20 protein-coding genes and 1 pseudogene are annotated in these 21413 nt (G+C 60.7%); 9 read left to right on the top strand and 12 right to left on the bottom strand.

Features of this window, described 5'->3' with window-relative positions; translation table 11 throughout:
• Positions 1 to 34 precede the first annotated feature (34 nt).
• On the top strand, positions 35 to 1234 hold the full coding sequence (gene fdhA, locus BOP96_RS02460) for a formaldehyde dehydrogenase, glutathione-independent (protein WP_014720230.1): 1200 nt from the start codon (positions 35 to 37) through the stop codon (positions 1232 to 1234).
• A 195-nt stretch (positions 1235 to 1429) separates the two neighbouring features.
• Here the strand turns inward: fdhA and BOP96_RS02455 are convergent, their stop codons facing one another.
• Positions 1430 to 1888, bottom strand: coding sequence for an anti-sigma factor domain-containing protein (locus BOP96_RS02455; RefSeq protein ID WP_019817428.1), 459 nt, complete (start codon positions 1886 to 1888; stop codon positions 1430 to 1432).
• 136 nt (positions 1889 to 2024) lie between these two features.
• On the opposite strand from BOP96_RS02455, the gene BOP96_RS02450 reads away from it, so the two are divergent.
• Positions 2025 to 2597 carry a DUF2780 domain-containing protein gene (locus BOP96_RS02450; protein ID WP_020302147.1) on the top strand — a complete coding sequence of 191 codons (573 nt, stop codon included), beginning with the start codon at positions 2025 to 2027 and terminating at the stop codon, positions 2595 to 2597.
• Between the two features lie 173 nt (positions 2598 to 2770).
• Entirely contained in the window at positions 2771 to 3049 is a 279-nt protein-coding gene (locus BOP96_RS29385) for a hypothetical protein (protein WP_130175537.1), read from the top strand.
• 33 nt (positions 3050 to 3082) lie between these two features.
• Here BOP96_RS29385 and BOP96_RS02445 read toward each other — a convergent pair whose 3' ends face one another.
• Positions 3083 to 3979 (bottom strand): acyltransferase, encoded by an 897-nt coding sequence (locus tag BOP96_RS02445; RefSeq protein ID WP_014720227.1) that lies wholly within the window; start codon positions 3977 to 3979, stop codon positions 3083 to 3085.
• Between the two features lie 171 nt (positions 3980 to 4150).
• Between BOP96_RS02445 and rloA2 the strand changes: the two genes are divergently transcribed.
• The 4 genes from rloA2 to creD are packed head-to-tail and all read left to right on the top strand — an operon-like array spanning position 4151 to position 8168.
• A complete protein-coding gene (gene rloA2, locus BOP96_RS02440) occupies positions 4151 to 4651 on the top strand; it encodes a retropepsin-like aspartic peptidase RloA2 (protein ID WP_014720226.1) in 501 nt (166 codons plus the stop codon).
• Between the two features lie 8 nt (positions 4652 to 4659).
• The gene (gene creB / locus BOP96_RS02435; RefSeq protein WP_019817425.1) at positions 4660 to 5328 is read left to right on the top strand and encodes a two-component system response regulator CreB; all 669 of its coding nucleotides are present in this window, start codon (positions 4660 to 4662) and stop codon (positions 5326 to 5328) included.
• On the top strand, positions 5328 to 6767 hold the full coding sequence (gene creC, locus BOP96_RS02430; RefSeq protein WP_020302150.1) for a two-component system sensor histidine kinase CreC: 1440 nt from the start codon (positions 5328 to 5330) through the stop codon (positions 6765 to 6767). The genes creB and creC overlap by 1 nt, the downstream gene beginning before the upstream one ends.
• A 51-nt stretch (positions 6768 to 6818) precedes the next feature.
• Positions 6819 to 8168, top strand: coding sequence for a cell envelope integrity protein CreD (creD, locus tag BOP96_RS02425; RefSeq protein ID WP_073451761.1), 1350 nt, complete (start codon positions 6819 to 6821; stop codon positions 8166 to 8168).
• A 65-nt stretch (positions 8169 to 8233) separates the two neighbouring features.
• Here creD and BOP96_RS30380 read toward each other — a convergent pair.
• The 9 genes and pseudogenes from BOP96_RS30380 to BOP96_RS02385 form a co-directional block, all read right to left on the bottom strand.
• Positions 8234 to 8323 (bottom strand): annotated as a pseudogene (locus BOP96_RS30380) (outer membrane lipoprotein carrier protein LolA); the annotation flags it as partial.
• 22 nt (positions 8324 to 8345) lie between these two features.
• Complete coding sequence (locus BOP96_RS02420) at positions 8346 to 8975, bottom strand: glutathione S-transferase (RefSeq protein ID WP_014720222.1); 630 nt, start codon at positions 8973 to 8975, stop codon at positions 8346 to 8348.
• A gap of 161 nt (positions 8976 to 9136) precedes the next feature.
• Positions 9137 to 9319 (bottom strand): hypothetical protein, encoded by a 183-nt coding sequence (locus BOP96_RS02415; protein ID WP_014720221.1) that lies wholly within the window; start codon positions 9317 to 9319, stop codon positions 9137 to 9139.
• Positions 9316 to 10419, bottom strand: coding sequence for a PepSY-associated TM helix domain-containing protein (locus tag BOP96_RS02410; protein WP_032902316.1), 1104 nt, complete (start codon positions 10417 to 10419; stop codon positions 9316 to 9318). The genes BOP96_RS02415 and BOP96_RS02410 overlap by 4 nt, the downstream gene beginning before the upstream one ends.
• A gap of 62 nt (positions 10420 to 10481) precedes the next feature.
• Positions 10482 to 12911 (bottom strand): TonB-dependent siderophore receptor, encoded by a 2430-nt coding sequence (locus BOP96_RS02405; protein ID WP_073451759.1) that lies wholly within the window; start codon positions 12909 to 12911, stop codon positions 10482 to 10484.
• A gap of 207 nt (positions 12912 to 13118) precedes the next feature.
• Entirely contained in the window at positions 13119 to 14087 is a 969-nt protein-coding gene (locus BOP96_RS02400; RefSeq protein WP_072435419.1) for a FecR domain-containing protein, read from the bottom strand.
• Entirely contained in the window at positions 14084 to 14602 is a 519-nt protein-coding gene (locus tag BOP96_RS02395; RefSeq protein WP_019817419.1) for an RNA polymerase sigma factor, read from the bottom strand. Before BOP96_RS02395 ends, BOP96_RS02400 begins: the two co-directional genes overlap by 4 nt.
• Before the next feature lie 154 nt (positions 14603 to 14756).
• Positions 14757 to 15464, bottom strand: a complete 708-nt coding sequence (locus BOP96_RS02390) for a 3'-5' exonuclease (protein WP_014720216.1) — start codon at positions 15462 to 15464, stop codon at positions 14757 to 14759.
• Positions 15461 to 17383: a putative nucleotidyltransferase substrate binding domain-containing protein gene (locus BOP96_RS02385; RefSeq protein WP_073451876.1), complete on the bottom strand. Its 1923-nt coding sequence runs from the start codon at positions 17381 to 17383 to the stop codon at positions 15461 to 15463. Before BOP96_RS02385 ends, BOP96_RS02390 begins: the two co-directional genes overlap by 4 nt.
• 246 nt (positions 17384 to 17629) lie before the next feature.
• Between BOP96_RS02385 and BOP96_RS02380 the strand changes: the two genes are divergently transcribed.
• Positions 17630 to 18076, top strand: coding sequence for a response regulator (locus BOP96_RS02380; RefSeq protein WP_019817416.1), 447 nt, complete (start codon positions 17630 to 17632; stop codon positions 18074 to 18076).
• 159 nt (positions 18077 to 18235) lie between these two features.
• Here BOP96_RS02380 and BOP96_RS02375 read toward each other — a convergent pair whose 3' ends face one another.
• Positions 18236 to 20413, bottom strand: a complete 2178-nt coding sequence (locus tag BOP96_RS02375) for a malate synthase G (RefSeq protein WP_073451757.1) — start codon at positions 20411 to 20413, stop codon at positions 18236 to 18238.
• 320 nt (positions 20414 to 20733) lie between these two features.
• On the opposite strand from BOP96_RS02375, the gene BOP96_RS02370 reads away from it, so the two are divergent.
• The gene (locus BOP96_RS02370; protein ID WP_003194815.1) at positions 20734 to 21246 is read left to right on the top strand and encodes a glycine cleavage system protein R; all 513 of its coding nucleotides are present in this window, start codon (positions 20734 to 20736) and stop codon (positions 21244 to 21246) included.
• Positions 21247 to 21413 lie beyond the last annotated feature (167 nt).

The following is a 21413-nucleotide window of genomic DNA, read 5'->3' as shown; positions in this document are numbered from 1 at the left end:
CGCAGTTCCATAAAAACAACAGCGAGGTGAAAGCATGTCTGGTAATCGTGGTGTCGTGTATCTCGGCAACGGCAAGGTCGAAGTACAGAAAATCGACTATCCCAAAATGCAGGACCCGCGCGGCAGGAAGATTGAGCACGGCGTCATCCTGCGCGTGGTCTCCACCAACATCTGCGGCTCCGACCAACACATGGTGCGCGGCCGCACCACGGCCCAGACCGGCCTGGTGCTGGGGCATGAAATCACCGGTGAAGTGATCGAGAAGGGCAGCGACGTAGAGAACCTGAAAATCGGTGACCTGGTCTCCGTGCCGTTCAACGTTGCTTGCGGGCGCTGCCGCTCGTGCAAGGAACAACACACCGGCGTGTGCCTGACCGTCAACCCGGCCCGTGCCGGTGGTGCCTATGGCTACGTCGACATGGGCGACTGGACCGGTGGCCAGGCCGAGTACGTGCTGGTGCCGTACGCCGACTTCAACCTGCTGAAACTGCCGGATCGCGACAAGGCCATGGAGAAAATCCGTGACCTGACCTGCCTCTCCGACATCCTGCCCACCGGCTACCACGGCGCTGTTACTGCCGGCGTCGGCCCAGGCAGCACTGTCTATATCGCCGGTGCCGGCCCGGTGGGTCTGGCGGCTGCCGCCTCCGCTCGCTTGCTGGGTGCAGCGGTGGTGATCATCGGCGACGTCAACTCGATCCGTCTGGCCCACGCCAAGGCCCAGGGTTTTGAAGTGGTCGACCTGTCCACTGACACCCCGCTGCACGAACAGATCGCCGCGTTGCTCGGCGAGCCGGAGGTGGACTGCGCCGTTGACTGCGTGGGCTTTGAAGCACGCGGCCACGGCCACGACGGCGTCAAGGCCGAAGCCCCTGCCACGGTGCTCAACTCGCTGATGGGCGTGGTGCGCGTGGCGGGCAAGATCGGTATCCCAGGTCTGTACGTGACTGAAGATCCAGGTGCGGTCGATGCCGCCGCGAAAATGGGCAGCCTGAGCATCCGCTTTGGTCTGGGCTGGGCCAAATCCCACAGCTTCCATACCGGGCAGACGCCCGTGATGAAGTACAACCGTCAACTGATGCAGGCGATCATGTGGGACCGTATCAACATCGCCGAAATCGTCGGTGTGCAGGTGATCAGCCTGGATGATGCGCCACGCGGGTATGGCGAGTTCGATGCGGGTGTGCCGAAGAAGTTTGTGATTGATCCGCACAAGTTGTTCAGCGCTGCATAAGCATTGGCCAAATGAAAAGGGCGACCCATGGGTCGCCCTTATTCGTTGCCTGGAGCCAATTTTCAACGCACTGATGAGCCAATGTGGGAGCGGACTTGCCCGCGATAGCGGCTAATCAGTCGACATCTATGTCGCTGACCCACCGCAATCGCGGGCAAGCCCGCTCCCACAGTTTGAAACGAGTGTGCGGCCCGATCAGCGAGTGGCCAATGCACCCTGGTAGACGGTCGGGCCTGTTGGCTGCTTGCTCACCGAACCACCCTTGGTTTCCGAGCTCACCATCAATTCCACCGGCTTGCTGATGGTTTCCTGTTGGCGTGGGTTCAGGCCGATGATGCCTTTGCCATCCTCCGGCAACAGTCCAAGGGACACCGGTGTGCCGTCTTTGGGAATCGCCCAGAGTTCAAGGCTCTGGTCCGGTGCTGGTGCCGTGGAGGCAATCGGTTCTACTTCCAGGTAGTCCTTGTGGGCCATGATCTGTGCGGCCGGCTGTTGGGTCGTGGTCACCAATGTCGCCGCGGATTTGACGCTGTCCTGGGTGTAGAGCGCGCCGCCGATACCGGCAACCACCACCACGCAGGCGCCGATGAACAGGCGAGGGCGGCTCCAGAACGCAGGCTTGTGCTCAATCACTGGGGGTTGGATCGCAGTCATAAGTCTCTTCTCGACAAATTCTATAGTCAGTTCATGGACCCGCTTATCCTCGATGGGTTCCTGAGGGGCTCCGGAACAACCGACGGGTTACCCAGTCCAACGCCTGCTTTTACCCCTATACCCAGAGGTTGTTTCGATGAAGATTTCACGCGGTTTTGCCCTGTCCTGCCTGTTGACCGTGGCCGCTGGCCCGGTGTTCGCAGCAGGTTTCAGCCTTGGCGATGCAGCCAACGCCATTTCCGGCATGCAGGGTGGCAACAACAAGGCCGCTGCCGCCGCGCCTACGTCGGAGACGGCCGACCTGCTGACGGCCTTGACCTCGCAACTGAACATCACCCCCGAGCAAGCGGTGGGCGGCACGGGCGCCATGCTGGGCCTGGCCAAGAACAAACTCAGCGGCAACGACTTCTCGCAGTTGAGCAGCACTGTGCCGGGTCTCGACAAGTTGTCAGGTAATAACGCATTGGGCAGCCTCGGTGCCCTGAGCGGGATGCTCGGCCAAACCGGCGGCAGCAAGACCAGCGGCCTGGACGGCCTATTGGGCAATGTGAAAAGCACCAATGACTTGAACACCGCCTTCAGCGCCTTGGGCATGGACAGCGGCATGATCGGCCAGTTTGCCCCGGTAATCCTGAAATACCTCGGCGGCGAGGGCGCCAGCAGCTCCGTATTGGGCAAATTGGCTCAAGCCTGGGGAACCGGTAGCTAGTTACCTGCGCAAAGGTCGTTTTTATAACGAGCAAGACTGAAATGTCATACCGGTAAATATCACAAGGTTGTAGGGAACCGTAAGAAGCAAGACACCACAATAAAGGTACCTTCCAAGGTCTCGTTTACGACGACCTTGGAAGGTTTCATTAATGACCTATGAGTGGTGGCGTTTTGAATATCAACGGGACACAAACTCCAGACATCAAAAACTATTTCAGTCCGCCTCCTCTTTCACGCAGTGGCGCTGATGATCAAGCGTTGCGCTCGCGCCTGGAAGAGATGGGGATTCACTCTGACAGCTACACAGCATCGGCGAGTCGCTTCAAAAAAAATGACGAAGATCTGTCGCCTGGGCTTCGTTCTATTGTGCTGGGTGGAATTGATAATGCTTGGTCAGCGACAGCTCTGTTCAACGGCCTTGCCCGAAAGCACGCTTTCCGCTGTCTATAGTCAGGTTTCGTAGCATCTTGCGGGGCCAGGCGGTCATCGTTGCTCCCCACTGTTTTCCAGCAGTTCGTGAATTCGACGGTCCTTTTCCCTCCAGAGCTGGTTGACCCAGTTCTGGAGGGTCTGGCGAAACGCCGGATCGTTCTCGTAATCCCCTTGCCACAACGCCGGGTCCAGCTCGCGGGTGCGGATATCCACGATCACCTTCGGCACCGCGCCGCTGATCAGGTCCCAGAACCCTGGAATCTTTTGTTGTGGGTAGGCCACGGTCACGTCGAGTACCGCGTCCAGCTGTTCACCCATTGCTGCCAGCACAAACGCCACGCCGCCTGCCTTGGGCTTGAGTAGTCGAGTAAAGGGTGAACTTTGCTGCGCACGCTTGGCCTCGCTGAACCGCGTGCCTTCCAGGTAATTGACCACCGTCACCGGCTGACGCTTGAACAGCTCGCAGGCCTCTTTGGTGATTTTCAGATCCTGCCCCGCCAGCTCCGGGTGCTTGGCCAGGAATGCCTTGGTGTAGCGCTTCATGAAGGGGTAATCCAGCGCCCACCAGGCCAGGCCGAGGAAGGGCACCCAGATCAGTTCTTTTTTCAGGAAGAACTTGAAGAACGGCGTGCGCCGGTTCAATGCCTGGATCAGCGCGGGAATATCGACCCAGGATTGGTGGTTGCTGATCACCAGGTAAGAGGTATCGCCGCGCAGGTCTTCGCCACCGCGAATATCCCATTGGGTGGGGATGCACGCGGCGAAGATCAGCTTGTCGATCTCGGCCCAGGTTTCGGCGATCCACATCACCGCCCATGAGGCATAGTCACGCGAGCGCCCTGGCGCCACCAGCTTGAGCAGGGCGAAGACCATCAAGGGGCCGATCAGGATCAGCGTGTTGACTAACAGCAGCAGTGTAACCAGACAGCCGGTGAGCAGGCGGCGCATAAGCAACTCTTGGAATTCTGTGGGCGGGCCATGATAAGCAAGGTGAGTCTAGAGGCCAAATCGCAAAATGCCGCACGAATGTTTCACACTGTGCGCGATATGCTCGCTCAGCCAACTAAGTGCCGTGTTTGCGGTCTAGACTCCGCCCACTTCTTTCGAGGAAATCCTGCCGTGAAATTACTCCTTGCTGCGTTCGCTCTGGTTGCCGTCCCTGTCATGGCGGCCGAGCCCACGCTCTACGGTCGCTACGAATACATCCAGTTGCCGGAGATCGGCCAGACGTTCAAGGCCAAGATGGACACCGGCGCGCTGACCGCCTCGCTGTCGGCGCGCGACATCGAAACCTTTCAGCGCGACGGCGATGACTGGGTGCGCTTCCGCCTCGGCGGTGAAGACGCGGGTAACAAGGTCTATGAGCACAAGGTGTCGCGCATCAGCAAGATCAAGAGCCGCGCCGACGAAGACGATGATAAGGACGAAGCCAGCGTGGCCAAGCGCCCGGTGATCGATCTGGAGATGTGCCTGGGCGACGTCAAGCGCACCGTCGAGGTCAACCTCACCGACCGCAGCAGCTTCAACTACCCGCTGCTGATCGGCGCCAAGGCCCTGCGTGAATTTGGCGCTGCGGTAAACCCGGCACGTCGCTACACTGCCGACAAACCGGACTGCTGATCGAACCCATGCCGCACATCCTGATTGTCGAAGACGAAGCGGCGATAGCCGACACGCTGATCTTTGCCCTGCAAGGCGAGGGCTTCACCACCACCTGGCTGACGCTCGGCCAGGCGGCGCTGGAGCATCAGCGCCAGACCCCGGCTGACCTGATCATTCTCGACATCGGCCTGCCGGACATCACCGGCTTTGAAACCTGCAAGCAATTGCGCCGCTTCAGTGAAGTGCCGGTGATGTTCCTCAGTGCGCGGGATGCGGAGATCGACCGGGTGGTGGGGTTGGAGATCGGTGCCGACGATTATGTGGTCAAGCCTTTCAGCCCGCGGGAAGTGGCGGCGCGGGTCAGGGCGATACTCAAGCGGGTCGGCCCGGGTGTGGCGCCAACCCTGTTCCAAGTGGATCTGGAACGCATGCAGATTCTCTATCGTGGCCAACCCTTGAGCCTCACGCGTCATGAGTTCCGCCTGCTGCAAAGTCTGCTGGACCAACCCGAGCGCGTGTTCAGCCGCGAACAACTGCTGGATGCGGTGGGCGTACCCTTTGATGCCGGTTATGAGCGCAATATCGATAGCCATATCAAGAGCCTGCGCAGCAAGCTCAGGAGTGTGGCGGCGGATGCCGAGCCGATCCAGACCCATCGCGGCCTCGGCTACAGCTACAGCCCGAGCCACAGCTGATGCGCCTTGGGCTGCGGATTTTCCTGGTGTATGCGCTGTTTATCGGCCTGACCGGCTACTTCGTGCTCAACACCGTGATGAAGGAAATCCGCCCCGGCGTGCGCCAGTCCACCGAAGAAACATTAGTGGACACCGCCAACCTGCTGGCTGAAATCCTGCGTGCAGACGTTAAAAACGGCACCCTCGGCCAGAGCCATTGGCCCGAATTGCTCAAGGCTTATGGCAGTCGCCAGCCGGGAGCGACGATCTGGGGCCTGCCGAAAAACCAGGTCAACCATCGCATCTACGTGACCGACGCCACAGGCAGGGTATTGCTCGACTCCAGCGGTGAAGCAGTCGGCCAGGACTATTCGAAATGGAACGACGTGTACCTGACCCTGCGCGGCGAATACGGTGCGCGCTCCACCCGCAGCGACGCAGACGACCCCACCTCATCGGTGATGCACGTGGGGGCGCCGATTCGTGACAACGGGCAGATCATCGGCGTGGTCACCGTAGCCAAGCCCAACAGCTCGTTGCAACCCTACGTGGATCGCACCGAGCGGCGCCTGCTGTGGTACGGCGCCGGGCTGGTCACCCTCGGGCTGCTGCTGGGCGCGCTATTGTCGTGGTGGCTGACGGCGGCCCTCAGACGCCTTACCGCCTATGCCGAAGCCGTGAGCGAGGGCCGCCGCGCCGAGTTGCCGCATTATCGCGGCGGCGAGCTCAAGCAGTTATCCACCGCCGTGGAGCACATGCGCACGCAGCTGGAAGGCAAGGCTTACGTAGAGCGCTACGTGCATACGCTGACCCATGAATTGAAGAGCCCGCTGGCGGCGATTCGGGGTGCGGCGGAGCTGTTGCAGGGCGACATGAGCCGTGAGCAGCAGCAGCGGTTTGTCGGCAATATCGACAGCGAAAGTGCGCGCCTGCAACAGCTGATCGAGCGCCTGTTGAACCTGGCCCAGGTGGAACAGCGCCAAGGTCTGGAAGAGCAGTCGAGCATTTCTTTGGCAGCCCTGGTTGAGGATGTGTTGAAGGCTCAATGTGCGCGGGTCGAAGGCGCCGGCTTGCACGTCGAGCAGGCCATCGCCGCCGATGTGCGGGTATTTGGCGAACCTTTCCTGCTGCGCCAGGCCCTGGGCAACCTGCTCGACAACGCTCTGGATTTCACCCCACCCGGCGGCACGCTGAGGTTCAGCGCGCTGGTGCGGCATCACGAGGTGCAGGTCAGCCTGTTCAACCAGGCGCAGGCGATTCCCGACTACGCCTTGCCGCGCCTGAGCGAGCGTTTCTACTCGCTGCCGCGCCCGGCCAGCGGGCGCAAAAGTACGGGCCTGGGGCTCAACTTTGTCGAGGAGGTGATGAAGCTGCACGGCGGCTCGTTGCAGATCGGCAACGTACCGGGCGGCGTGCAAGCGGTACTGCATCTCCACACAGTCTCCACATTGCCCACATAAATTCCCCATACCGACTGGGCAGACTCTCCCCATCAAAACAGGGAGAGACCCATGAACCGCAACCTGCTTTTCAAATTGGGCGCGATTGCGCTGCTGATCCTGCTGTTGCTGATTCCATTGTTGATGATCAACGGCATCATCAGCGACCGTCAGCAACTGCGCGACGGCGTACTGATGAACATTGCCCGCAGCTCAAGCTTTGCCCAGCGCCTCACCGGGCCGGTGATGGTGGTGCCGTTTCGCAAGACGGTGCGCGAGTGGAAGCTCAATGAGAAGCTCAACAAGCGCTACGAAGAAACCCGTGAAGAACGCGGCCGTCTGTATTTCCTGCCGGACCGTTTTGAGCTCGACGGCAAAGTGCAAACCGAACTGCGTGCGCGCGGCATTTACCAGGCGCGGCTGTTCCATGCCGACAACCGTATCAGCGGGCGTTTCGAGTTGCCGGCGCAGTTGGGGATCACCGAAGACTTTGCCGACTACCGCTTTGAACCAGCGTTTCTGGCGGTGGGGATCAGCGATATTCGTGGTATTGAAAACGCGTTGAAGCTGGAACTGGGCGATCAGCGCCTGGAGTTCTCGCCGGGTTCGCAAGTGGACTGGCTGGGTGAGGGCGTGCATGTGACGTTGCCTGCGCAAGACGGCAAGAAAGCGGCCGTGCTGGACTTCGCCTTCGACCTGCGCCTGCAAGGCACCGAACAACTGCAAGTGGTGCCCGTGGGCAAGACCAGCCAGGTATCACTGGCGTCCAACTGGCCGCACCCGAGTTTTATCGGCAACTTCCTGCCGGCTCAGCGTGAAGTTACCGACCAAGGCTTCAGCGCCAACTGGCAGACGTCCTTCTTCTCCACCAACCTGGAACAAGCCCTGCAGAACTGCCTGGACGGGCAAGGCTGTGAAGATTTCAGCAACCGCAGCTTTGGTGTGAACTTCATCGACCCGGTAGACCAGTACCTCAAGAGCGACCGGGCGATCAAATATGCGTTGTTGTTTATCGCGCTGACCTTCGCTGGTTTCTTTCTGTTCGAAGTGCTCAAGAGTCTGGCGGTGCACCCGATTCAGTACGCCTTGGTGGGCGTGGCGCTGGCGTTCTTCTATCTGTTGCTGTTGTCGTTGTCCGAGCATCTGGGCTTTGCCCTGGCCTATCTGATATCGGCCAGCGCCTGTGTGGTGTTGATCGGCTTCTACGTGTGCCATGTGCTGCGCAGCGTCGCCCACGGCCTGGGGTTTTCGGCAGGGTTGGCGGCGTTGTATGGCTTGCTGTACGGCTTGCTCAGTGCCGAGGATTACGCACTGTTGATGGGCTCGCTGCTGCTGTTTGGCCTGCTGGGTACGGTGATGGTGCTGACGCGCAAACTGGATTGGTATGGGGTGGGCAAGCGTAAGGTGGGGGAAGTGCAATGATCGGGCTGCGCGAAGATCAGCGGATGAAAGCGAGGATGGTCAACTTCCTCAATCACACCGTCTCTCACTGTAGGAGCGAGCTTGCTCGCGAAGAACGCAAGGACCCCGCGTTTAACCAGATGACCTGCGTTATCGTTGACGATTTTCGCGAGCAAGCTCGCTCCTACAGGGGGCTGGTCAAACCGGGGGTTGGGTCTGCTGCATCGAAGCCCGCTGGCTGACTTCGGCGTACCAGGCGGCGAGCTTGGGAGTGTCCGAGCGCCACTGCATATCCGGATGGCGAAAGTCGATATAGCCCAGGGCACAGGCCACGCTGATGGCGGCGACGTCGAAGTGGCTGGCCAGTTCAGCAATGGCGTCCCGCTCCAGCTCGGCGAGGGCGCGGCGGATCTTGTTGCGCTGCTCATCCAGCCAGGGAGCCCAGTGTTTTTCTGGCGGACGCATGGCGGTCTCGTAACGTACCAGCACGGCGGCATCCATGATGCCGTCAGCCATCGAGGCCAGGGTCAGGCGCCGCCAGCGGGCCGAGCCGTCGCGGGGGATCAGCGGGTTGCCGACATGCTGGTGGTCGAGGTAATCGAGAATCACCCGGCTGTCGTGCAATACCGAGCCGTCGGCCAGGCGCAGGGCCGGGATCTTGCCCACGGGGTTGCCTTGCAGCACTTCGGCATCCGGGTTGACCGGAGTGGGCAGGCACGCGTGCAGGGCCACACGATCCTGCTGGCCGGTCTCGATCAGCAGCACGCGCACTTTACGCACGAAGGGCGAAGCGGGGTTGTGGAACAAGGTCATGCTGGGGGCGGACATGGGCATTCCTCGAGGTGAAGTGTGGCTAGCCTAGAGGGTTGTGCGGTGCCTGGCGAGGGGCCGCGTTGTTTTTGCGGGCCTCATCGCAGGCAAGCCAGCTCCCACATTGGGCTGTGTTCACAGGTCAAAATGTGGGAGCTGGCCTGCCTGCGATAGCGACCTCAGGCGCGCCGTTTAACCAACCCCCATACCCCCATCATTGCCGGTATCCCGAGCCCGATCCAACTCAACGAATCCCACCACCCATCGCCCAGCAACGCCGCAAACAACCCGGCAGCACTGAGCAGGCCGATCCCCAGCGGTATGGCAAAGACCTTCCAGACATTCGACTGCCGCGGCTTCATACCTTGGCCGCCTTGCGCCGTACGATCCATAAGTAAATGCCGCTCACCAGCACGATGATGGTCAACACATCCAGCACCGCCCACAGGACCTTCATTGGCATGCCGCCGTAATCACCGAAATGCAGGGGTTGGGACATGCCCATGGCGTCCATGTACCAAGGCCGTTCGGCGATGGCGGTGACGGCCAGGGTGCTGGCGTCGATCAGCACCGGGGTCAGCAAATGGGAGGTCAGGTGGGTGCTGCCCTTCATGAACACGGCGTAGTGATGTTCGCTGGAAAAACGCGTGCCGGGGAAGGCGATAAAGTCTGGCTCCATACCCGGAGCGGCCTTGGCGGCAATGCTCAACAACTCGGTGGCGGGCGCGCGTTGGGTCAGCGGCGGGGCGTTCTTGTAAGGTTCGATCATGGCGCTGAGGCTGTCCTGGCGCCAGGCGGCGATGATCAGGTCGGCGCAGGCGCTGATCACGCCGGTTACCCCCACCACCAACGCCCAGGTCAAAGTGACCACGCCGATCAGGTTGTGCAGGTCGAGCCAGCGCAGGCGAGTGGACTTGTCCTGGCGCACCGTGGCGAACTTCAAGCGACGCATGAACGGCAGGTACAACACCGTGCCCGAGATAATCGCCAGCACAAACAGAAGGCCCATGAACGCCAGCAACAACTTGCCCGGCAACCCGGCAAACATATCCACATGCAGGCGCAGCAGGAACAGGGTCAGCCCGCCATTGGCTGCGGGGGTTTCCACTGCTTGGCCAGTGCGGGCGTCGAGCATGAAGGTGTGCGACGAATTCGGCTCGGTACCGGCTGTGGCGGCCATGATCGCGATCACACCGTTCTTGTCGTCTTCGTCCCAGGCAAGGTACTGCATGGCGTCGCCGGGGCGATGGGCCTGGGCTTTAGCCACAAGCTGCTCAAGGTTGAGCCGGGGCGTATCGGCAGGCATCTGCGCCAGTTCGGGTTCATTGCCCAGCAGGTGGTCGATCTCGTGGTGAAACACCAACGGCAGGCCGGTGAGGGCGAGCAGCAGCAGGAATACGGTGCAGATCAGGCTGGTCCAGGTGTGGATGAAGGACCAGCGGCGGATGGTTTTGCTTTTCATTGTCTAGCCTTCAGATGCACCAAAGCCGCCCTGTTGGGCGGCCTGGTGGTTAGCTCAGCTGATTACCACTGGTAGGTGGCGCTGGCGACTACGCTGCGTTGGTCGCCGAAGTAGCAATAGGAGCCATCGCAGGTGGAAATGTAGTCTTTGTTGAACAGGTTGGTCGCGTTCACTTTCACCGACGCGCCCTTGAGGCTGTTGTCCAGGCGACCGAGGTCGTAATGCACCGCGCCGTCGAACACGGTGTAGGCGTTGGCCTTGCCGGCCCAGGTATTGGCCTGGTCGCCATAGGTGTTGCCGGTGTAGCGGGCGCCGAAGCCGATACCGAAACCGTCGAGGGCGCCGGTGTGCCAGGTGTAGTCGGTCCACAAGGATGCTTGTTGGTTAGGCATCAGTTGCAGGCGGTTGCCTTTGAACTCGCCTTTTTGCACTTCGGATTTGGCCAACGTGTAGGCAGCGATCACTTTGAGGTTTTCGGTCACGTCAGATACGGCTTCCAGCTCCAGGCCTTTGACTTTCACTACGCCGGTCTGGTCGGTGACAGAAACACCACCGGACTGGAAGCTGCTGACCAGAACGTTCTTCTGGGTCAGGTCATACAGCGCGGCACTGAGTAGCGTGTTCGAACCCGGCGGTTGGTACTTGATCCCCAATTCCCACTGCTTGCCTTCGGTGGGCTTATAGGATTCTGTAGGAGAGGCGCTGGCGTTGCTCGCCGGCTGGAAAGATTCGGCGTAGGAGATATACGGTACGAAGCCCGAGTCGAACACATAGCTCAGTGCCGCGTTACCGCTGAAATTCTTGCTGCGGTCAGTATTGGTCGCGTCGTTTTTGTTGAGGTACGTAGTGCCTTGGTGCACCCAGTCTTCACGGCCACCCAGGGTCAAGCGCCAGTTATCAAGAGCCATCTGGTCTTGGACGTAGAGGCCGGTCTGGACGGTTTTCTGATTGTAGTCGTAGAAAGCGCCGGAGCGTGCGGGGCGTTCAACTGGCGTGGTGTTGACCGGGTTGAAGATGTTGACTCGTCCGGCCTGCCCGTAAATCGACAGGTACGAGGTATCGGTACGCTGGTGGTCAAGCCCGAGTAGAAGGGTGTGGGTGACGTCGCCGGTGGAGAAGTCGGCCTGAAAGTTGTTATCTACCGCCAATTGTCCGATGTTCTCGTCCACGTTGGTCGAAGAACGGTCCATATTGCCTTCGGCGTCGACCGGTGCCCAGGCAAAGGCGCCCACGGTCAATTGTTGGAACGACAATTCTGATTTGGTGTAACGCAGATTCTGTTTGAACTGCCAGGTATCGTTGAAGCGGTGCTCGAATGCGTAGCCGAGTGCGTAATAGGTACGGTCGTAGAACTCGTAGTCCGGATCGCCCAGGTTTTTATGATGCGAAACGTCACCCAGTGGCGACTTGATCTTGGTGCCGACTATCGGCAGGAACTGGCTGGTCGCCCCGGTATCGTCGCGGGTGAACTGCGACAGCAAGGTCAACTTGGTATCGGTGTCGATATTCCAGGTCAAGCTCGGTGCGATGTTGTACCGCTTGTTGTCAATGTGATCGACCTGGGTACCGGCATCGCGCACCACGCCGCCAACGCTGTAGAGAAACTGGCCCTCATCATCGATCTTGCCAGTGCTTTCGAAATTGATCTGGCGGTGGTTGTCACTGCCGTATTGCACCTGGATAGCACTGCTCTGTTCGGCGCTGGGACGGCGGCTGACCATGTCCAGCAAGCCACCAGGTGGAGTTTGACCATAAACCGATGAAGCCGGACCGCGCAGCAGGGCGAGGCGGTCGAGGTTCCAGGTTTCGGCTTTCGGGTTGGCGTACACGCCACGGGGCAGTGGCAGGCCATCGAGGAATTGCGTCGGCTCGAAGCCGCGTACGCGCATCCAGTCGTAACGGGTGTCGCTGCCGTAGCTGGCAGACACGATACCGGGCATGTATTTGACCGCATCGTCGAGGTTCTGCACGTTACGGTCCTGCATTTGCTCGCGGGTGGCTACCGAGATCGAGCGTGGTGCCTCGACCAGCGCAGTATCGGTTTTGGTGCCGGCGGCGGTGCGCTTTGCAACATATCCCTCCACCGGCCCCCAAGCGCTTTCATAGCTGCCTTGGCCGGTGATGTTGGTGGTCGGCAAGGCAACGACGCCCTCCGGGACCGGCATCAGGGTGTAAGTGCCCGCACTGCTCTGCTCCAACTGCAACCCCGTCCCCCGCAAGGCTTCCCGCAACGCGCCCTGCGCATCGAACTGGCCTTTGACCGGTGCCGAGGTCTTGCCGGCGGCGAGTGCGGGGTTGAGGGTCAGCGCCAGGCCGGCCTGGCTGGCGATCTGGTTCAGGGTGGTGGCCAGGGGCGCAGCGGGCAGGTTATAGGCGCGCACGCTGGAGGCTTGTTCGGCGGCGATCAGCGGGGTGCTGGCGAGCGGGGCGCTGAGGGCGATCGCCATGGCTAACAGGCTGGGGCGCAACAAGGTGTCTAGCGTGCGGGACATAAGGGCGGCTCCTGAATGGAAATATTTCTCAATTGCCTAGGTGCCGAGCGAGAATCGAAAAGTGATAGGGGTGAGTGAAAATATTTTTCGCAGGTGTGCTTGAGGGCCTCATCGCAGGCAAGCCAGCTCCTACAGTTGAAGGTGTTCGCAATTCGAAATGTGGGAGCTGGCTTGCCTGCGATAGCAATCGCCCAGGCGCTGCAGGACCTAAGGCTTACCCTTGACGGTCACCCACCACGGCGTGTGCTGCTCGATCTGCACCGGCAAAGTCGGCAACAGCGCATTCAATGCCAACGTGGTGTCATGCAGCGGGAAACTGCCGGTGATGCGCAGGTCGGCCACGTTGTTATCCACCCCCAGGTAGCCGGTGCGATAGCGCGCCAACTCCTCGATCACATCCCCCAGCCGAGCGTTGTCCACTACCAGCATGCCGCGCGTCCAGGCATCGGTGGCCGGGGTGACGGCCAGCAACGGGCCAAGGCCGTCGCTGCGCATCAGCACCTGCTGGCCCGCCTTGAACACCTGTTCGTGGTGCAACGCCTCGGGCTGGGCGGCCACGGCTGACTGCAACACACTCAGGCGCGTAGCGTCGTCTTCGCGCTTGACGATAAACCGAGTACCCAGCGCCCGCAGGCTGCCGTCGCGGGTTTGCACGTAGAAAGGGCGTGAATCGTCGTGGCCGGTTTCGACGAGAATTTCGCCTGCCTGCAACACGATCAAGCGGCGTGTTTCGTCGAAGCGCACATCAATGGCGCTGTGGGTGTTGAGGTTGATCCGCGTGCCGTCCGCCAGCTTCAGCGTGCGCTGTTCACCGGTGGCGGTGCGCTGGTCGGCCAGCCAATAGTGAATAGGCACGTAACGCTCACCGGCAAACAGCGCCAGGCCGCACACCAGCACGATACTGGCCAAGCCCCGGCCCAGTTTGCGCACGCGCTGGCGAATGCCGTGGCGCGACTGCAGCAGCGCCGCCCGAGCCGGGCCCGAGGCCACACTGAAACGCTGGTCGAGCATGCCCAACTGGCGCCAGGCGCGGGCGTGTTCCTCATCACTGGCCAGCCACTTGCTGAACTCTTCCTGTTCCACCGCGCTGCCGTCGCCCGAGTCGAGGGACAGCTGCCAGGCAATCGCGGCATCCAGCACGCGCGACGACACCGGTTTGGAGCCGATCGCGGTCACGACGGCTCGCCATACAGTGCGATGTAGCACTGGCGAATGCCCTGGGCCAGGTATTGGCGCACGCGGGGCACCGACACGCCCAGGCGCTGGGCGATTTCGGCATGGCCCAGGCCGTCGAGGCGGTTATAGAGGAACGCGGCGCGGGCCTTGCTCGACAGTTTGCCGAGCAGGCGGTCGATGGCCTTGAGGTCTTCGAGGATCAGTTGCTGGGCTTCCGGCGAAGGCTGTTCGCTTTCCGGGATCAGCATCAATTCGGTGAGGTAGGCCTGTTCCAGGGCCGCACGTCGGAAATAGTCGAACAGCAAACCCTTGGCGATGGCCACCAGGAACGCCCGCGGTTCGCGGGGCTCGCGCAACTCGTCACGGCCCAGCAGGCGCATGAAGGTGTCCTGGCTCAGGTCTTCGGCGCGGCTTGGGCACCCCACGTTGCGTCGCAGCCAAGCCAACAGCCAGCCACGGTGGTCGCGATATAACGCACCAACAAGCTCACTGCGTGGGGTCTGGACCGACGACAAGGCATCACCGAATAAACAAGAGGTTTAAACTAACGAGAATTATTCGCGATTGTCGCAGAGGCGTGGGGTGGGCGCAATTGGCGTCTGTCGGGTGATCGTTCCCACGCTCGGCGTGGGAATGCATCCCGCGATGCTCCGCGTCGGGCGCGAAGCGTTAAAGGGAAGGGGACTGTTTGCGCCGTTTCCATTGGGCCAAACGCTCTTGCAGCGTCTGGGGCGTGTCTATCTGTTGCTGCCGCGCACGGCTGAACAGGATCAGCATCAGCTCTGCCGTCGCCAGTGCATCGGCGCTGGCATGGTGGCGTTCGCCAGCCTGTAGCCTGAAGTGGTTGAGCCAATCATCCAGCCCGGCCTCGCGGATATGCGCCTCAGGGCACAACAGCGGAGCCAGGTCTGCCACATCCAGGAATGGATGGGCCAGGCGATACCCCAGGCTGTCCTTGAGCGCCCGGCACAGCATGTGTTGATCAAACGGCGCATGAAAAGCCAGCAGAGGGCTGTCGCCCACGAACGCCATGAAATCCAGCAACGCCTCGGCCGGGTCGCTGCCGGCGGCAATTGCACTGGGCCCCAACCCGTGGATCAGCACACTGGGGCTGAGCTTGGTGTCGGTGCGCTGCAGGGTGCGTTCGAACAGTTGGGAGAAATCCACCGCACCGTCTTCGATGACCACGGCGCCGATGGACAGCACCTGGTCGCGGTGAAGGTTCAGGCCGCTGGTTTCCAGGTCCACCACTACCCAGCGCTGGCTGCGCAATGGGCCGTTGCCCAGTTCGGCGGGCTTGGGTAAATGCTCCAGGCGCTGCTGTTGCGCAGCGTTGAGCCCGGGCTTTTTCGCGCGCAGCCAGCCAAACAAACTCATAGCTGATACCGCAAGCTCAGGCTGCTTTGCAGGCGTTGGGCCTGGCGCAGGGACTCACGCAGGATGCGCCGGTCCAGGTGGTTGAGGCTGTCGGGGTCGACGCGGTTGGAATAGGGCAGGTTCTCGCGGGTCTGCAATTGGTGCTGCTGCATGCGGGTCTGCTGGATAAAGTGGTAGGCCTCTTCATAGGCGGCGCCATCCAGGGGGTCGATCACGGCCTTGTCCACCAACTGGCGCAGGCGTTCCAGGGTGTTGTTGGCGTGGATGCCATTGGCCAGGGCCAACAGGCGCGCGCCATCTACAAAAGGCGTAAGGCCCTGCACCTTGAGGTCGAGGGTGGCCTTTTCGCCATTTTTGCGGGTCAGCACGAACTCGCGAAAACGCCCTACCGGCGGGCGTCGTAGTAGCGCGTTTTCGGCCAGCATGCGTTGGAACAAGCGGTTATCCGCCACCTGATCGAGAATGCCCTGGCGCAGTTGCTCGCAACCGCGCTCTTCGCCCCACACCACGCGCAAGTCAAAATAGATGCTTGAGCCCAGCAGGTTTTCCGGCGTCGCCTCACGAATGAACGCGCCGAAGCGCCGCGCCCACTCCACGCGGGACAAGCACAGCTCGGGGTTGCCGGCCATGATATTGCCCTTGCACAGGCTGAAGCCGCACAGCGCCAGGCTTTGGTTGATGTGCTGCGCCAGCGGTAGCAAGAGCTCACGCCTTTCGGCGGCTTCGACGGCGTCCTTGGCCTCGAACAGGATGCCGTTGTCCTGGTCGGTGTACAGCGTTTGTTCGCGGCGGCCTTCGCTGCCAAAACACAGCCAACTGAAGGGCACGCCGGGGTCGCCTTTTTCCGCGAGGGTCAGCTCGATCACCCGGCACACGGTGTGGTCGTTGAGCAGCGTAATGATGTGGGTGATCTGGGTGGATGAGGCGCCATGGGCGAGCATGCGCTCTACCAACTGGCCGATTTCACCGCGAATCGCCACCAGGTTTTCCACCCGGGGCGCGTTGCGGATGGTACGGGCCAGGTGCACCAGGTCCACACGCTGCAAGGAAAACAAGTCACGCTCGGAGACCACGCCACACAGGCGCTGGTCTTGTACCAGGCACACATGGGCGATATGCCGTTCGGTCATGGCGATGGCCGCGTCGAACGCGCTGTGCTCCGGGCTCAAGTAAAACGGCGCCTGGGTCATGTGCCCGGCAATGCTCTGGCTGAAGTCGCTGGTGCCATCGGCGACCACCTGGCGCAGATCGCGCAGGGTGAAGATGCCCAGGGGCGCCTTGTGTTCGTTGACGATCACAATGCTGCCGACTTGCTGTTCGTGCATCAAGGTCACCGCTTCGCGCAACGCTGTGTGCGGGCTGCAGGTGACCGGGTGGCGCATGGCCAATTCACCCAGGCGGGTATTCAAGGAATATTGGGTGCCGAGGGTTTCCACGGCTTTTTGCTGTACCTGCTGGTTGACCTGGTCGAGCAGGCTGCTGACCCCGCGCAAGGCGAAATCACGAAACGGGCTGGACAGGGCGAACAGCTTGATAAAGGCCGGTTTGTTCAATTGCAGGCAAAAGGTGTCTTCAGCGGCTTTGTGTTCTGTACGGGTCGCGCGTTCACCCAGCAAGGCGGCGAGGGGGAAGCATTCGCCGGTGGCGATTTCAAAGGTGGTGTCTGCCGAGTCTGGCCGTTCACCCACGACCCGCCCCTGCTTGACGATATAAAAGTGCTCGACCGGGCCGCCCGACGGTTTGAGGATGCTGTCGCCGGGGCCGTAGAAACGCAGTTGGCACTGTTCCACCAGGAAGGCCAGGTGCGCCTGTTCCATCTGGTTGAACGGCGGGAAGCGTTGCAGGAATTGCAGGGTGCCGTGGATGTTCTGCAACACAGCGGTTTTACCCGCCTGTGCGAATGCATCAGCTTTACTCATAACAGTGACCGCGGTGTTTTTGTCGTTATCGTGCTGCATGGTCGACTCCTGCGCAGTGGGTGCCCATTGGACGTAAGTCTAGGTCGAGGAATACCGCGCAAAACTAGGGAAAAACCTTACATGACAATCGTCCAAAACCCGTAGAAAGCCCACTAGGCAAACTTTCCGACGAAGTGCACATTGTTCGCCCTTCCGCAGATGTCTGACGAGTGTGCTGGGAGATTGATGAGAACTGCTGAGAAACGTATGTCCGACCACGATATTTTGAGTGATGCCGAGCGCGAGGCGCTGAGCGCCGTGATGCTGGAGCCCGATTTACCCCCCCAACGCGTTTTGATCGTGGACGACGACAAGGACGCGCGTGAATTGCTGGCGGAAATCCTTGGGCTCGATGGTATTCGCTGCATGACTGCCGAAAGTGGCGAGGCTGCGTGGGATTTGTTGAAGACGAGCAGTTCCATCGGTTTGCTGATCACCGACCTGCGCATGGCGCCCAGCAATGGCCTGGAATTGATCCGCCAGGTGCGTGAGTCCACCCGTGCGGCGTTGCCGATCATCATCATGTCTGGAGACGCGGAAGCGCCGGATGTGATTGATGCGATGCATTTGAGCGTGGTGGATTTCTTGCTCAAGCCGATTGATAGCGTGAAGTTGGCGAAGTTGGTAAAGCGGGAGTTGGGGATGGTGCCCTGAATGTGGGGTGACTGGCCTGGCCTCTTCGCGGGCAAGCCCGGCTCCCACATTTGAAATGCATCCCCCTGTGGGAGCTGGCTTGCCTGCGATTCAGGCAACGCGGTCTAACTGACACACCTGATAAAAAAGCCCCGATCTTTCGATCAGGGCTTTTTTCCATTACAGGCCGTTCTTGGCCTTGAACTCCCGACGCCTGCGATGCAACACCGGCTCGGTATAGCCATTGGGCTGCTTGGTCCCTTCAATCACCAACTCCACCGCTGCCTGGAACGCGATGTTGCTGTCGAAGTCCGGAGCCAGTGGGCGGTACAACGCATCCCCGGCATTCTGGCGGTCCACCACCGGCGCCATGCGCTTGAGGCTGTCCATCACTTGAGCTTCGTTGACGATGCCGTGGCGCAGCCAGTTGGCGATGTGCTGGCTGGAAATGCGCAGGGTGGCGCGGTCTTCCATCAGGCCGACATCGTTGATGTCCGGCACCTTGGAGCAGCCCACACCCTGGTCGATCCAACGCACCACATAGCCGAGGATGCCCTGGGCGTTGTTGTCCAGTTCGTTGCGGATCTCTTCTTCGGACCAATCGGTGTTGCTGGCCAGAGGAATGGTGAGGATATCGTCCACCGAAGCGCGCTCGCGCTTGGCCAGTTCGGCCTGGCGGGCAAACACATCAACCTTGTGGTAGTGCAACGCATGCAGGGCCGCAGCGGTCGGCGACGGTACCCAGGCGGTGTTGGCACCGGCCAACGGGTGGGCGATTTTCTGCTCAAGCATCAAAGCCATCAGGTCGGGCATGGCCCACATGCCTTTACCGATTTGTGCACGCCCTTGCAGGCCGGTGCTCAGGCCGATATCGACGTTCCAGTTCTCATAGGCGCCGATCCATTTTTCCGCCTTCATGGCCGCCTTGCGCACCATCGCGCCGGCTTCCATGGAGGTGTGGATTTCATCACCAGTGCGGTCGAGGAAACCGGTGTTGATAAACACCACGCGCTCGCTGGCCGCCTTGATGCAGGCCTTGAGGTTGACCGTGGTGCGGCGCTCCTCGTCCATGATCCCGACCTTGAGGGTATTGCGCGCCAGGTTCAGCACCTCTTCGATGCGACCGAACAGTTCGTTGGTGAACGCGGCTTCTTCCGGGCCGTGCATCTTCGGTTTCACGATGTACACAGAACCGGTACGGCTGTTCTTGCGGGTGTTGTTGCCGTTGAGGCTGTGGATCGCCGCCAGGCTGGTGATCAGGCCGTCGAGGATGCCTTCGGGTACTTCGTTGCCGTCTTTATCGAGGATCGCGTCGATGGTCATCAAGTGGCCAACGTTGCGCACGAACAACAGCGAACGGCCGTGCAGGGTCACGTCGCTGCCATCCACGCCGGTGTAGACGCGGTCAGGGTTCATGGTGCGGGTGAAGGTCTGGCCGCCCTTGGCCACTTCTTCGGCCAGGTCGCCCTTCATCAGGCCGAGCCAGTTGCGGTAGATCACCAATTTGTCATCGGCGTCGACGGCGGCCACAGAGTCTTCGCAGTCCATGATGGTGGTCAGCGCGGCTTCCATCAGCACGTCTTTGACGCCTGCGGCGTCGGTTTGGCCGACTGGGGTGCTGGCGTCGATCTGGATTTCGAAGTGCAGGCCATTGTGCTTGAGCAGGATCGCAATCGGCTCGGCCGCAGGGCCCTGGAAACCGATCAACTGGGCATCGTCACGCAGGCCGCTGTTGCTGCCGCCTTTGAGGCTGACGATCAGCTTGCCATCGACGATTTTGTAGCCGGTGGAATCGACATGGCTGCCGGCGCTGAGCGGTGCGGCCTCGTCGAGGAAAGCGCGGGCGAAGGCAATCACCTTGTCGCCACGCACTTTGTTATAGCCCTTGCCCTTCTCGGCGCCGTTGGCTTCGCTGATGGCGTCGGTGCCATAGAGCGCGTCGTACAGCGAGCCCCAGCGCGCATTCGAGGCATTGAGGGCGAAGCGGGCGTTCATCACCGGCACGACCAGCTGTGGGCCGGCCATGCGTGCGATCTCATCATCGACGTTTTGGGTCGAGGCCTCAAAGTCTGCGGCTTCTGGCAACAGGTAGCCGATGTCTTGCAGGAAGGCTTTGTAGGCCACCGGGTCATGGGCCTGGCCGGGGTGGGTCTGGTGCCAGGTATCGATCCGCGCCTGGAAGTCGTCGCGTTTGGCGAGTAGGGCTTTGTTCTTCGGGGCCAGGTCATGGATGACCTTGTCGGCACCGGCCCAGAACTGGTCGGCAGTGATGCCGGTACCGGGAATGGCTTCGTTGTTCACGAAGTCGAACAGGACTTTGGCGACCTGCAGGCCACCGACTTGAACGTGTTCAGTCATTGCTTGCCTCACTCTGCGGAGCTTATGCGCTTTATCAGATTTTCATTATGTAGTGCACGGTTGGGCATACTACATGATGACTTGCGGTTGTGAAAATTAGACTAAATACGTCGTTTAGCGACCCACTTTGGTCGTACGGTCACAGCGGAGAACCGGATGTTCTCAAAAAACTATTGGATTGTTCCAGATAAATATAAAAATGGTACACGATTTGTCTGGGGGAGCTGGTTTGCCTGCTATGGACGTTAACGATCACGCGTCCCTTCTGGATAAACGCGGCATGTCTATAATCGAGGATCAACCAACCGAGGGACTGCGCCATGGACCATCTTGTACTCACTATTATCGCCGCCGACAAACCCGGCCTGGTTGAACGCATCGCGCAGAACATTGCCAGTCATGGTGGTAACTGGCTGGAAAGCCGCATGGCGCACATGGCCGGGCAGTTTGCCGGGATCCTGCGGGTCAGCGTGCCGAGCGAGCAGCGCCAGGCATTGGTGGGGGCATTGGAGGATTTATCCACCCATGGCATTCGCGTGTTGGTGGGTGAGGGCAGCAGCGGCCAGGCATCGGCGTCCAAGCCGATCCTGATGACCCTGGTGGGCAATGACCGCTCGGGCATCGTGCGTGAGATCACCGCGCTGCTGAGCCAGCAGGGCGTCAACCTGGAACGCCTGAGCACCGATGTGCGCCCGGCGCCCATGAGCGGTGATCCGCTGTTCAACGCCGAGGCGTTGTTGCAAGTGCCGGCCACGCTTTCGCTGGAAACCCTGCAAGAGGCTTTGGAAACCTTGGCCGATGACTTGATGGTGGAGTTGCGTCAGGAGGAATAACGATCCACAAGGTTATGCAGGGAAATCTTGCATGGGCCTGTGGATAACCTGTAGAGACCCGACGCCAGGCCACGTCCGCCGGCCTTCTGCGCAAGTTGAGCAAAAAACGAGCAGTTTCAAGGGCTTGTGCACAAATGGCGGGGATCAGGTTGTGGATAACCTTGGGG

It is taken from the genome of Pseudomonas sp. FSL W5-0203 (genome assembly GCF_001896155.1).
GTDB classification, from domain to species: domain Bacteria; phylum Pseudomonadota; class Gammaproteobacteria; order Pseudomonadales; family Pseudomonadaceae; genus Aquipseudomonas; species Aquipseudomonas paracarnis.
The sequence above is the reverse complement of the archived record's forward strand: the minus strand, read 5'-3'. Positions and strand labels throughout refer to the sequence as shown.

Coding starts and splice junctions, on each gene's coding strand:
- BOP96_RS02450 (WP_020302147.1), top strand. CDS start 2,025: ATGAAGATTTCACGCGGTTTTGCCCTGTCCTGCCTGTTGACCGTGGCC.
- BOP96_RS02390 (WP_014720216.1), bottom strand. CDS start 15,464: ATGAGTTTGTTTGGCTGGCTGCGCGCGAAAAAGCCCGGGCTCAACGCT.
- creB (WP_019817425.1), top strand. CDS start 4,660: ATGCCGCACATCCTGATTGTCGAAGACGAAGCGGCGATAGCCGACACG.
- BOP96_RS02415 (WP_014720221.1), bottom strand. CDS start 9,319: ATGAAGCCGCGGCAGTCGAATGTCTGGAAGGTCTTTGCCATACCGCTG.
- BOP96_RS02420 (WP_014720222.1), bottom strand. CDS start 8,975: ATGTCCGCCCCCAGCATGACCTTGTTCCACAACCCCGCTTCGCCCTTC.
- BOP96_RS02385 (WP_073451876.1), bottom strand. CDS start 17,383: ATGAGTAAAGCTGATGCATTCGCACAGGCGGGTAAAACCGCTGTGTTG.
- BOP96_RS02410 (WP_032902316.1), bottom strand. CDS start 10,419: ATGAAAAGCAAAACCATCCGCCGCTGGTCCTTCATCCACACCTGGACC.
- creD (WP_073451761.1), top strand. CDS start 6,819: ATGAACCGCAACCTGCTTTTCAAATTGGGCGCGATTGCGCTGCTGATC.
- BOP96_RS02370 (WP_003194815.1), top strand. CDS start 20,734: ATGGACCATCTTGTACTCACTATTATCGCCGCCGACAAACCCGGCCTG.
- BOP96_RS02405 (WP_073451759.1), bottom strand. CDS start 12,911: ATGTCCCGCACGCTAGACACCTTGTTGCGCCCCAGCCTGTTAGCCATG.
- BOP96_RS02375 (WP_073451757.1), bottom strand. CDS start 20,413: ATGACTGAACACGTTCAAGTCGGTGGCCTGCAGGTCGCCAAAGTCCTG.
- fdhA (WP_014720230.1), top strand. CDS start 35: ATGTCTGGTAATCGTGGTGTCGTGTATCTCGGCAACGGCAAGGTCGAA.
- creC (WP_020302150.1), top strand. CDS start 5,328: ATGCGCCTTGGGCTGCGGATTTTCCTGGTGTATGCGCTGTTTATCGGC.
- BOP96_RS02380 (WP_019817416.1), top strand. CDS start 17,630: ATGTCCGACCACGATATTTTGAGTGATGCCGAGCGCGAGGCGCTGAGC.
- BOP96_RS02445 (WP_014720227.1), bottom strand. CDS start 3,979: ATGCGCCGCCTGCTCACCGGCTGTCTGGTTACACTGCTGCTGTTAGTC.
- BOP96_RS02455 (WP_019817428.1), bottom strand. CDS start 1,888: ATGACTGCGATCCAACCCCCAGTGATTGAGCACAAGCCTGCGTTCTGG.